Source organism: Paenibacillus sp. UMB7766-LJ446 (assembly GCF_030226665.1).
Taxonomy (GTDB): domain Bacteria; phylum Bacillota; class Bacilli; order Paenibacillales; family Paenibacillaceae; genus Paenibacillus; species Paenibacillus vandeheii.
Genome location: NZ_JASOYM010000001.1, coordinates 237,276 through 250,218, shown reverse-complemented (window position 1 = coordinate 250,218; position 12,943 = coordinate 237,276). Strand labels below are relative to the sequence as shown.

The following is a 12,943-nucleotide window of genomic DNA, read 5'->3' as shown; positions in this document are numbered from 1 at the left end:
AAGCAGGGATTTGAACGGAGATAGTGGAATTTAATCAACTACTGTCATTATGCGGAGGTTAACAATAAATGGAGTCAAAAAATCATAAAAGCTTTGTGACATTAATGAATGAAATCGATGCAAAGAAACATGAGCAACGTGATAGAGGGACATTATTTGAGTTATTAGTTGTTGCTTACTTAGAAAAAGAACCGATGTACGCCCGTTTATTCGATAAGGTCTGGAAGTTAAGTGAAGTTCCTACTGAGTATAATGTTCCGAAAAAGGATACTGGTGTTGATTTAGTAGCTAGAAAACGTGAAACTGGTGAACTGATTGCGATCCAGTGTAAGTTCTATTCCAAAGATACTACAATTCGTAAAGAACATATTGACTCATTTCTTAACGAGATAGGAAAGCAATTTTATACTGAAGGAATTATTGTTACATCCACGGACAAGTGGAGTGATAATGCGAATGATGCATTAAGATTCCGTGATAAGCCGATCGTACGTATATCTTTATCTGATCTACAAGAAAGTAAAATTGACTGGTCTTCTTATTCATTTAATAGTCCAGCTGTGATTAAGCTTCAAGATAAGAAATCTCCACGTCCTCATCAGATTCCGGCTATTAAGAAAGTTTTGGAGGGTTTTAAAACTGCAAACCGCGGTAAGTTGATCATGGCGCCTGGAACTGGAAAAACTTATACCTCAATGGCTATTGCTGAGAAAATGGCAATGGAGAAGAAAGGTGTATTCCGTGTACTGTACTTAGTTCCAAGTATTCAGTTGTTATCTCAGACCTTGCGTGGTTGGTCGGCAGACATAAACTTCAATATGGATTCAATAGCAGTATGTTCAGATAGAAAAGTAACAAAAACTAAAGGTGAAAATGAGTTGGAGGATATTGCGGCGGCTGATTTAGGTTATCCTGCAACCACAAATTACATGAAGTTACTAGACTATCAAGCTCGCATTGAGAGTAGAAAGTTACCTCGTGAGGTTTTAACAGTTTTTTCGACCTATCAATCTATTGACGTGATCACTGAGGCTCAACAAAATGGATTCTATGATTTCGATTTAGTTATCTGCGATGAAGCTCATCGCACTACAGGTGCAACTGAAAGTGGTAGTGAAGCAAGTGCTTTTACGAAAGTTCATAGCGATAGCAACATTAAAACTGCGAAACGTCTATATCAAACCGCCACACCTCGTGTGTATGGAGAAGATGCTAAGCGTAAAGCAGAAAATATGTCAGTCGTTATTGCAGATATGAATGATCCAGAAATTTATGGAGAAGAGTTTTATCGTATTGGATTTGGCGATGCCATTCGTAAAGGTATTCTAACAGACTATAAAGTAATGGTTCTTGCTGTAGACGAAGAGGTTATTGCGCGGAGATTCCAAAAAATGTTAGCTCGTGAATCCGAATTGGAGTTTGACGATGTTACGAAAATCATAGGTTGTTGGAATGGTCTTGTTAAACGAAAGAGTAATTCCAATGAAATACTCGGTGAGCCTATGAAGCGTGCAATTGCTTTTGCTGGAACGATTAGGGAATCACAGCTGATTACTAAAATGTTCTCTGAAGTTGTAGATCAGTACATTTATCAAAGTGGCAATTTTTCAGACTTATTTCAAGTGCAAATCGATCATGCAGATGGTTCAATGAATGCACTTCAAAAGAATGAAAAGATTTCATGGTTAAAAGGTGAAGTACCGAATCGCACATGCCGTATTTTGTCTAACGCAAGATTTCTAACAGAGGGCGTAGATGTACCCGACCTGGATGCGGTTATGTTCCTAAAACCGCGCAAATCGAAAATTGATATCGCACAGGCGGTTGGACGTGTGATGCGTAAAACTGAGGGTAAAGACTATGGCTACGTAATTTTACCAATTGGTATTCCTGCAGGAGTTGATCCGAATACAGCTTTAGATAATAACGATAAATATCGTGTCATTTGGGAAGTCTTAAATGCTTTACGTTCATTGGATGAGCGTTTTGATGCAACCATAAACAAGTTAGAGTTGAACAAGAATAAACCAGACCAAATTCAAATCATTGGTGTTGGCGATGTGCCAGAAGATGGGTTGACCGTTACTGAGCCAAAACCGGAACAATTGACGTTATTCTTTGATGAAAGTTGGACTGAACTGGAACGTGCGCTATACGGGAAAATTGTTAATAAAGTAGGGAATGTCCGTTATTGGGAAGATTGGTCAAAGGATGTTGCTGAAATTGCACAGCAACACATGATGCGTATTCATGTTATGGTAGAGGATGCGAATAGTGAGGCTCATAAGGCTTTTCAAAAATTTGTTTCAGGGCTTCGGTATAATATCAACGGGGCAATTTCAGATCAACAAGCCATTGAAATGTTGGCGCAGCATTTAATTACTAAACCAGTATTTGAAGCGTTGTTTGATTCTTATAGTTTTGCGAACGATAACCCTGTCTCACGGGCAATGGATGTTGTATTAAAGGTAATGGATGAACAGGGGCTTGTTAAGGAACAAAGACGACTTGAAGATTTCTATGAAAGTGTGCGTGTACGTGCCGAGGGAATCGATAATCTTAAAGCTAAACAAGACATTATTATTCAACTTTATGATAAGTTTTTTAAGGTAGGATTCAAGGAAACGACTGAACGATTAGGAATCGTGTTTACACCTGTAGAGGTAGTAGATTTCATCATTCATTCTGTTGAAACTGTATTGAAGAAACACTTCGGTAAGTCAGTAAGTGATAAAGGAGTTCATATCCTTGATCCATTTACAGGCACGGGTACTTTTATAGTTCGATTGTTGCAAAGTGGTTTGATTTCAAAAGAAGATTTATTGCGTAAGTACACGCATGAACTTCATGCAAATGAAATCGTTCTATTAAGCTACTATATTGCAGCAATTAATATTGAAGAAACTTTCCATTCAATTATGAATGGAAATTACAAGCCGTTTGAAGGTATAGTTTTGACGGATACATTTGAAAGTACCGAAAAAGAGGGATTGTTTGAGGATGAGTTGTTCGGGGAGAACAATGAACGTCTTGAAAAACAACGCAAAGATCCCATTTTCGCAATTATTGGAAATCCGCCATATTCAGTCGGTGCGAAGAACGAAAATGAGAGTGTGAAAAATCAGAATTACCCAATTTTGGATAATTCGATAGCACATACTTATGCCAAATTTTCAAAATCTAAATCAATAAGAGGAATATATGATACTTATATAAAGGCTTTTAGATGGTCTACAGATAGGATAGGGAAAAAAGGTGTAATTGCGTTTGTTACTAATGGTCAATTTATTGATAGTCAAAGTGCTGATGGATTAAGAAAAAGTTGGTTTGAAGAATTCAATTATATTTATGTATTAAATTTACGGGGAGATCAACGAACTCAAGGAGAAACATCAAGAAGAGAAGGTGGAAAGATTTTCGGGTCAGGGAGCCGCACCCCAATTGCAATAACCTTGCTTGTTAAAGATGGCTCAGAGAGTCACTCAATTTATTATCATGACATTGGAGATTATTTAAGTCGTGAAACGAAACTTTCAATACTCGAGCAAAAAGGTTCTATTGAAGGGATTGAGTGGACTTCTGTAACTCCGGACAAAAATAATGACTGGATAAATCAAAGAGAAAGCCATTATGAAGAGTACCCAAGTATTTTAGGTGATGTATTTTATAACAAACAAGATGGAATACAGTCAAACAGAGACGGATGGGTATACAATTTTTCTTCTTCGACAGTTAAAAATAACGCTGAAAGAATGATCGATAATTATAATCTGGAGGTTCAAAGATTATCTTCTAAATCTGAAGAAGAAAAAGATGTCTTGCTAAACACGGATGAGAAATATATTAGTTGGAGCAGATCTCTTAAGAATAAATTATATAAAAACAAAGAACTCAAGAAAATGGGTAATGGTTTTGTTGTTAAAAGCATGTATTATCCATTTGTAAAAAAACATCTATATTACTATCGTGATATCCTTGAATATCCTAGGAAATTTGATGAATCATTATTAGATGGAAACATAATGATCAGTGTCTCGGGAGCTGGGACAAAAAAAGGGTTTTCGGCATTCGTCACAAATACTCCACCAAATTACAATATGTTGGATAAAGGAAGACATTTTGAACTTTATAAATTTAAGGATGGAAATGTTTTATTTGACGAAAAATCAAATCTAAATGAGAGCTTTGAAGCTGCATTGGGGTTATTTGGATTTGATGCGTTTGCTTACGTTTATGGAGTTTTGCATATTCATGAATATCGCGAAAAGTATCAAAACAATTTGATTAAAGATTTACCCAACATTCCAATAGTTAAGCACGCTAATAAAATTTCTGAAATCGGAAAGAAACTGATTAATTTACATCTAAACTATGAAACTGTTGAACCTTATTCAGATGTTGTTATTGAGGGTAAGACAAACTGTTCATACAAGGTTACGAAGATGAGGCATCCCAAGAAAGATGTACTAGATATTATTGTGTTTAATTCAGATATAACGATCTCAAACATTCCTGAAAAAGCGTACGAGTACGTTGTGAATGGTCGCCCAGCAATCGAATGGATTATTGATCAGTATCAAGTAAAAAGAGATGATAAATCTGGAATCACAGATGACCCGAATGATTATTCGGATGATGAGAAGTACATTTTCAATTTATTGCTTCGAATCATCAATGTTTCAATTCAAACAGTTGATTTAGTTAATAGTTTACCTCCACTGGAAATTTGCGATTCGCAAATGAAACAAGGGTACGACACCACGCCAGAAGATCGCAGCAATTATCTAGTTGCTGCCGAAGAGAAAGAGAAGTACGAGGTGTAATATAGTAATGAAAATGCCTCGCAGCTTGCTGCGAGGTATTTCATTTTTAGTAATTACTGATTGCGTTTTTTCGCGAACTTTGTAAGTTAGCTTTGACTAAGGTGTTCATTGAAAAGATCAAACTATCTTGTCCGATGGCTTGGATATTAATCGGGGAACAAGTTGATCAGGGCTAGGGCTCCGAGAAAACATAGGTAGTAATCTTTTTGAGCAAGTGGCAATTTTAAAGCCGTATCTTATTGTGAAAAACGCGGTAACAATCCGGTAACAAACAACCAATAATGACCCAAATTTACCGATAACCAGAGATAACACAAGATGCCATAAATCCATACAGGACAAGGCTTCCGAGATATTTCGATAACCAGCGATAACGGATTGATGAACGCTGGCAGCGATGAGGTCAGGGGTTCGATCCCCCTAGGCTCCATAATTAAAAGCCTTTAAACACAAAGATTTCTGTGTGTTTAAAGGCTTTTTTCTATGCACGGTCATTTCATCGGAAACAAGCCTGCAGCTTACGTTCTAATTGGCCGGATACGGCATTTTATTCTCGATCTGGTCCTATTAATCTGGACAGCGCATAACACTGATGTTATATTGTTTCTATAAGAAACAATATAATTCGTAAAGACAATTATTTTAGATGGAATCTCCATGAATAGTGGATATCTAAAAAATGGCTCAAGACCGTTAGATACTTGTTAATGCTTGAGCACAATGAAGGGATGGAATCAATGATGAGACATATCGAGACAACAATTGAATCTTTTGACGGAACTCAGCTTTATTTCAGCAAAAATATTGTAAGCGGTGCCAAGGCAGCCGTGGTCATTGTTCATGGCTTGTGTGAGCATGCCGGACGCTATGATTATTTGACTGATAAACTAAACAAACGTGGTTTTAACGTATATCGTTTTGACCATCGTGGTCATGCAAGATCAGAAGGGAAGCGTACGTTCTACAGTGATTTTCATCAGATCATTGATGATGTAAATGTGGTTGTTGAAGCAGCCTTGCAAGAGAACGGGGACACTCCGCTTTTTGTCATTGGGCATAGTATGGGTGGCTTCGCAACCTCTTCATTTGGAACGAAATATCCAGGCAAAGTAAAAGGAATTGTTCTATCCGGAGCGTTAACTCGTTACAACACGAAGGTTGCTGGAGAATTACCACTTGATCTTCCCCCGGGCACGTATTTTCCCAATGAGCTTGGTAGCGGCGTATGCAGTGATCCGGAGGTGGTATCCGCTTACGTGAATGATCCGCTCGTAGAAAAACAGATTTCCGTGGATTTGTTTAATAGCCTGGGGAATGGAGTGGCCTGGTTAAAAACACATGCGAAGCAGTTTGTCGATCCTGTACTTGTTCTGCATGGAGCAAACGACGGGCTGGTGAGCGAACGGGATTCGCGCGACTTTTACGGTGATATTGCCTCAACCGATAAAACGCTGAAAATATATGCACATCTCATGCATGAAATATTTAATGAACCCAGTCGCGATGAAGTCATTGAGGAAGCGATCATATGGATTGAAAAACATATCTAAATTCAGTACATTGGAATAGAGAGATAGAGACACTTTGAAGGTGAAAGGGATTATTCATGAAATTAGACTGGATGGGCGACCATCGGGAACTTATTGAGAAGATCATCAAGTATGGTAATGCATATTCGAACACCTACAAGTTGCAGCGAAGTTATGGTACGAATATGACGTTCTCCGCTTCGCAGATTCAGACGCTGGAGTACATTCTGGAAGCGGAGGACAAGGAAGAAAAAATGTCGGAAATGGCAGCACGACTTGGCGTGAGCCGAGCAAGGCCCATATGAAGGGCCAGTCCGCCCCCCATATGTTACCGGATATCCATTTGGCAATAAAACGTTCATTGGAGCGGCCATGAATGCTGCTGCTTGTTGAACGAAAGCCTGGAAATGGGCGCTTGCATTATGGGAAGCTGTAGCGGCTTCGTCCTTCCACAGCTCAATCATGGTGTAATGATGTTCACGTTCAGTGCTTTTGGCGAGATCATAGCTGATGTTGCCTTCTTCATTGCGTGTTGCAGAGATCAGCACTTTTGTTGCTTCCAAAAAAGCTTGTTCCTGGTCTGGTTTAACTTGCAAGTGAGCGTGAATGATAATCATAATATTCAACCTCCATAAGTGTAGTTAGAATGTTGTTATTGTTTCTGACGCAAAAGGTGCTTTAACATGTAAAACATTGCCTGATATTATGCCCAAGTCGTAATTTTCTCAACAGGCAGACGGTAGGAAGGGTGACCTTCTTTGGCCGATTTACCGATCGAGATTAGCATTACTGGTTGGTAACGATCTTTATCCATCCCGAAAGTCTCAGCGATTTGATCTTTCTCATAACCACCGATCGGGTTAGTATCATATCCATGAGCCCGTGCAGCGAGCATCAATTGCATGGAAGCCAGACCTGCGTCAACCAGATTGACATCGCGAAGAGCGGAAGCGGGCATATTATCGTAGTAAGGTTTAACAGCTTGCATTTGCATATCTTTGACTTCTTGTGGCATGTAACCAAGCTCAACCGCTTTGCTGAAGATTTCGTCCATGTGTTCTGCATTGTTCATGTCAATGAACACACCAATAACAGCGGCAGAAGTCAGTACTTGATTCTGATTGAATTTGGCAAGAGGAGCAAGCTTTTCTTTCCCTTCAGCCGTATCTACGACCAGAAAACGCCATGGTTGCATATTAACCGAAGAAGGTGCGCGCGAAGCTTCAGCCAAAATTTCGGTCATTTCTTCACGGCTGATTTTGACTTCAGGATCGTATAGTTTTACAGACCGACGGCCGTAAGTAATTTCGTTATAATCATTAGTCTTTTGAAAAGTGTTTTGGAATGTACTCATGTATGGTTCTCTCCTCTATATATGGGTTTAGAAATTGTTTTGCATACGTTCCAGGAAATCAGCAAGAAGATGAACTTCTTCTTCACTAAAATCCTGTAAAATCTGATGAATAAAATTGGTTTTCTCAATTTTATAACCTTCGATTTGCTTCCTTCCTTCGTCCGTAAGGCGAACAAAGGTAACTCGGTTGTCTTCCGGATTTTTACGTCTGGTGACCATCGAATCGGCTTCAAGCTGCTTCAGATGGCGAGTAATCGCCGCACTGTCGATATTAATGATTTTTTGCAACATGGATTGATTAATCTCGTCAACCTGATCCAACTCATGCAAAATCTCAAAGCGTGATGAGCTGATGCCCGTACAGCGTTCGAACTTGGGGCTGATTTTGTTGCCGAGTGCATTCAACAGGTTGATAATTTGCTCTTCCTTGGAAACAATACGTGTCATGACTAGACCTCCCGGGTGAATCTGGACATGAACAACGGCTTAGGTAATACCATTAGAATGTTGCCTTTGTATAATGCCATTGCTGCATAAAATTGTTGGACACCTCAATCATTGATGCCTCAATCATTGATGGCTCAAATAATATATCATGCCTTTTTTGATTTTGCAACCCGAAGTTATATGTAAAATCATGCGTTTGAATTCAGAATTATATGGAACTCTAGATAAGTTAATATGCCCGGAGGTGGGTGAGAATATCGAGTCTTATTGTGATTGAGATTTGGTGTAAAAGAAATTTTAATAAGAGGGATTGCCCTTTTTTATTTTAGTTATTGATCAATCACTAATTATGCGTTATAGTGATCTTAATAAGTAATTGATCAATAACTAAATGAAAGAGGTTGATAAGAAATGAAAAGAGCAATCGTGGTTGGAGCAACAGGCGGAACAGGTGCAGCAATTACAGAGGAATTGATTCAACGTGGCATTCCTACAATTATATTTGGCCGCTCACGTCAAAAACTGGAGCAGCTTGCTGTGAGGCTGGGATCTCCACATCACCTGAAGATTGCTGTCGGCGATGCGTTTCAATCTGAGGATATTATAGCTGCTTCCCAAGATGTAGACGTAATGTTTCATTGCGCGAATGTCCCGTATAACGAGATGGAAAGCAGATTGATTCCATTGGGGGAATCCGTTATGGAGGCGGCGGAACATTTGGGCTTGAAGGTGGTTGTCATAGATGGAATTTATCCATATGGAAGAAGACAAATGAAAGAAGTAACTGAAGAACATCCGAAGCAGCCGCATACGCGAAAAGGAAAGACTCGACTTGCTTATGAACATATGTTGTTTAGCAGCAAATGGCGCACTGCTCAAGTGATGATTGTTCGCTTACCTGATTATTATGGCCCTTCTGCCAATCAGGCTTCTTACCTTGGATCAACGCTTAAAGCAATTGCAGAAGGGAAAATGGCTTTTTTTATCGGGAATATGAAAACGCCGCGAGAATATATCTATTTGCCTGATGCAGCGGTCATGATTGTGGAGCTGGCGAGTCGGGATAATGCGTATCGGCAAAACTGGAATATCCCTGGTGCTGGCGTAATATCGGGCAAGGAAATTGTACGTATTGCACAACAGGCAGCAGGTACTGCGAAACCGGTGATAGCACTTGGCAAAACAGGACTCTCGTTACTTGGATTGGGTGTCCCGGTAATGAAAGAAATTGTTGAAATGTTATATCTGACAGAAGAACCGCTGCTTTTGAGCAATAAGAAATACGAGACTAACATTGGGCCTGTGGAGATCACTTCTTTTGAAGAAGGTATTACACGGACGATTAGAGAGCTGCAAAAGAAGTAAGTATGTTATGTAGATTTGTAATTGATTAATCAATAACTAACCATTACATTGAACCTGGGGATCGGAACAACGAACGGTATTGTATGGTCGCTACATGAATTGGCATGAGGTATTAATACTTCAGTACTCCACTTATTCAAATAAAACAACACGAAAACAGATCCGGGTTGGATCGACTGTTAATATCCAACCTGATCTGTCCTTTTTACATACGGACAAAGTTATTAAAATTTTGATTTCGTTATCTTTAACAAGCATGTTAGCTATTTTTATATGTAATGACAATAAAGCTGCCGTCATATTCAAAAAAATGATCCGAACTCTTATAATAACGCTAATCCATATAGGGATAGATGTAAGGAATAGAGGTGAAGTCGCCATCTATATCTATATGGTAACGGAATTAGGCTAAATAGGATTACTGATTATCGATCTATTAAATTGATTCTCACATAAAACTGACATTGAATTAAAGATTCCGTATTCATATATATAGTAGACATTGAAAGGATTGAGGGATGATGAGCCTTGAAGCATTAAACCAACGCGTACTTGATGATTTGGCTTATCTTGCGTATGGAGGTTCGGATTGGATTCGCCCGCGAGAACATGATGAAGGTCATATCTATGATGTTGTTATCGTAGGTGGTGGACAGAGCGGCTTAGGTGCTGCTTTTGGATTCCTGCGTGAGCGTATATCCAACATTCTGGTTATAGACGAAAATGTCGCAGGGCTGGAGGGACCTTGGGAAACTTACGCCCGTATGGTCACTTTACGTACACCAAAACATCTGACCTCCATAGATCTCGGTATCCCTTCACTGACTTTTCGAGCATGGTGGGAGGCGCAAGCAGGCCCCTCCGGATGGGAAGAGTTGGATAAAATTCCGCGCAGCGAATGGATGAATTATCTGCGCTGGTACAGACAAGTGCTTCATCTGCCGGTCGTGAATGAAGTGAAGCTGACGCTGATTGAACCTATAGATGGAGGTGTTCACAGACTGCACATCGCAGGCGCAGGGGCTCCAGCCAATATATTGCTGGCACGAAAGGTTGTTTTGGCTACTGGCATCCAGGGAGGTGGGGAATGGCATGTACCACCCCAGATCGCTGAGCAAGTACCTAAACATCTGTACGCTCATACGTCGGAAACGATTGATTTTGAACGGTTACAAGGAAAAAGGATCGGCATACTTGGCGGCGGGGCTTCTGCCTTTGATAATGCCAACTTTGCACTAGCCGCAGGCGTGGCAGAGGCACATGTTTTTGTGCGGCGGGAACAATTACCGAGCATTAACCCGATACGTCAGATGGAACAATCCGGGATGATCGAACGGTTCCATGCTCTGTCGGACAAGGAAAAGTATGCGGCTATTTCCCATTTTTTTAACTATAATCAGCCACCAACCAACGATACCTTCAACCGGGCTGCTTCATGGCCAGGCTTTCAATTACATCTTCATGCGCCTTGGCTGGATGTACAAATGAAGGATGGGAAAGCGCTAGTGACTACACCACAGGGCCTGCAGAGCTTTGATTTTCTGGTCATAAGTACGGGGTTGGTCAGCGATCCGGCACTGCGTCCCGAGCTCGGACTGGTGGAGGCACACATTGCACGCTGGGCAGACCGTTTTCAAGCCCCGAATGCACAAAGGAATGCGCTGCTTGACGCACATCCCTACCTTAGTCCGGGTTTTGCAATGACCAGCAGAGATGAGGAGGGCGAGGATAAGCTGCGTGGCCTGTTTGTTTTTAACTATTCTGCACTAGCAAGTTGCGGCCTTTCTGCTTCGGCCATATCGGGGACTCGTAATGCTGTGCCGAAATTGGTTTCAGCTGTAGCAGACCAGCTTTTTCTGGATGACCGTGAACAGATTATGGAGCAATTTTTCAAGTATAATGAACAGGAATTTACTGCTAGTTGGGTGAAAAGTGAAATTGGGATCTGACTATACAAAGTGACCGTACAGCAGGATAAGAGGCTGTACGGTTTTTGTTTTTCTAAAGTTACATTTACGGGTGCTTATATAATGCTGTAAAATATCGAATTATACAGCGTTAAGGCAGGCGATAGATTATTGTGAGAATCATGGATTATGAGGGGTTCAAAACCCATTTGAAGAAAGTGTCACGCAAACGGAACGAACCATTGATCAAAATTGTGGCTTTTCAGGAAAAGTATATGAAGATTGATGAGATCCAATATTATGATGTAGAGCAGAACTATATGAGTGTCCAGGCATGTAATACGCTGTGGATGAACTTGAAAGATAAATCTTTCCACAATCTGGTGTCCCATAACCTGAAATTTTTCCAAACCATGGACAATCTCGGGCGTCATTCATTGGAGAATCTAATCAAAGAACTATACGACATGGCTGTTCCAATCCTGCTCGATTACGATCCGGGTGATTATTATAGTTTGCAGCAGTTGTCCGAAATTTTGGTGCTGGATGAGACGAAGCTAATAGAGAAATTGGAGATGGGGCGTTTCAAGGGTGCATTTATTAATGAAGAGGGAAATTGGATCAAACCCAAACCGGACAGGGCCGAGCTATTCCTCTAAATGAAAAAGAGAATCTCGTGTCCATTCCATAATGACCGAATATCCATTCTGCAATGGTACGCCGAATAAGGCACATTGCAGTTTTTTTCATTAACGACTCTGTCAACGATGAAGGTTCAGTCGTTTCGTTTCACGACGAAAGAGTCTCCTCGTGGCCCTGGTGCTCCTGGAATGGAAACAATCTGTTTTTGCTGAATCATGATGCCTTTCTCTTTGGCGACTAGGCTGGGGGAGCGACCGTTCAGGCGACAACATGTGAAGGTGATAGGTGAAATCCTTGCCAACCGGGAGATGGAGCTTCCCACAGATGGTGCTTCGACAATCCACTCCGCTGAAGATTGCTGGCCTGTATATTGCTGGACGGTACGGAAAGTCCAGCTTTGAGTCAGGTTATGAAGCGTGATACACCATCGAGTACGATTAATTCTATAAATGGTAGCCCTGATCCGATCTCCTGGAGAAACAGGAAAAGGGATGACCGTCTCAACGTCCGGAAGAATTTCCCACCAGGCATAATAACTGGCTTTGCCGTTAACCCAATCATGGCCTGTTCCAGTCTGAATGAGATTGGAATTCTCGTATCCATCGATTCCGATCCAGGCTGAGGAGTATGAGGACTTGGATGAGGGTAAAACAAAGGGCACGTTCCATTCGGCCGAGATACGTTTGAATTCACCTTTGTAACCCGCCCGTGCATAACCGCTCCAATTGGAGGAAATCCACCCGAAGCTTAGTGAAGAATTTGTTTTGCCTGTATGAGGAATACACGGTTTACGGCGTTTGTTGCGATTATTCGCCATAAGGCCACCTCCCATGTGATATACAGATACGAAATGATTCGTCCGATATTATCAAATGC

Annotated in this window: 8 protein-coding genes and 1 pseudogene; 5 read left to right on the top strand and 4 right to left on the bottom strand. The window is 40.7% G+C overall.

Annotated features, from left to right (window positions below; translation table 11 throughout):
• Positions 1-68 precede the first annotated feature (68 nt).
• On the top strand, positions 69-4,823 hold the full coding sequence (locus tag QP794_RS01060) for a DEAD/DEAH box helicase (protein WP_285074545.1): 4,755 nt from the start codon (positions 69-71) through the stop codon (positions 4,821-4,823).
• Between the two features lie 740 nt (positions 4,824-5,563).
• Positions 5,564-6,373, top strand: coding sequence for an alpha/beta hydrolase (locus QP794_RS01055; RefSeq protein WP_285075185.1), 810 nt, complete (start codon positions 5,564-5,566; stop codon positions 6,371-6,373).
• A gap of 308 nt (positions 6,374-6,681) precedes the next feature.
• On the opposite strand, the pseudogene QP794_RS01050 reads toward QP794_RS01055, so the two are convergent.
• The 3 genes and pseudogenes from QP794_RS01050 to QP794_RS01040 form a co-directional block, all read right to left on the bottom strand.
• Positions 6,682-6,969 (bottom strand): annotated as a pseudogene (locus QP794_RS01050) (putative quinol monooxygenase); the annotation flags it as partial.
• 86 nt (positions 6,970-7,055) lie between these two features.
• Positions 7,056-7,706 carry a nitroreductase family protein gene (locus QP794_RS01045; RefSeq protein ID WP_285074544.1) on the bottom strand — a complete coding sequence of 217 codons (651 nt, stop codon included), beginning with the start codon at positions 7,704-7,706 and terminating at the stop codon, positions 7,056-7,058.
• Between the two features lie 27 nt (positions 7,707-7,733).
• Positions 7,734-8,153: a MarR family winged helix-turn-helix transcriptional regulator gene (locus QP794_RS01040; protein ID WP_079345722.1), complete on the bottom strand. Its 420-nt coding sequence runs from the start codon at positions 8,151-8,153 to the stop codon at positions 7,734-7,736.
• Between the two features lie 411 nt (positions 8,154-8,564).
• Here QP794_RS01040 and QP794_RS01035 point away from each other — a divergent pair, with 411 nt between their 5' ends.
• The 3 genes from QP794_RS01035 to QP794_RS01025 all read left to right on the top strand — a co-directional run bounded on the left by QP794_RS01035 (position 8,565) and on the right by QP794_RS01025 (position 12,084).
• Positions 8,565-9,518, top strand: a complete 954-nt coding sequence (locus QP794_RS01035; protein WP_285074543.1) for an SDR family NAD(P)-dependent oxidoreductase — start codon at positions 8,565-8,567, stop codon at positions 9,516-9,518.
• A 521-nt stretch (positions 9,519-10,039) separates the two neighbouring features.
• Positions 10,040-11,467: an FAD/NAD(P)-binding protein gene (locus QP794_RS01030; protein WP_285075184.1), complete on the top strand. Its 1,428-nt coding sequence runs from the start codon at positions 10,040-10,042 to the stop codon at positions 11,465-11,467.
• A gap of 140 nt (positions 11,468-11,607) precedes the next feature.
• Positions 11,608-12,084 (top strand): hypothetical protein, encoded by a 477-nt coding sequence (locus QP794_RS01025; protein ID WP_285074542.1) that lies wholly within the window; start codon positions 11,608-11,610, stop codon positions 12,082-12,084.
• A gap of 116 nt (positions 12,085-12,200) precedes the next feature.
• On the opposite strand, the gene QP794_RS01020 is transcribed toward QP794_RS01025, so the two are convergent.
• Positions 12,201-12,884 carry a G1 family glutamic endopeptidase gene (locus tag QP794_RS01020; RefSeq protein WP_079345714.1) on the bottom strand — a complete coding sequence of 228 codons (684 nt, stop codon included), beginning with the start codon at positions 12,882-12,884 and terminating at the stop codon, positions 12,201-12,203.
• Positions 12,885-12,943: the final 59 nt, after the last annotated feature.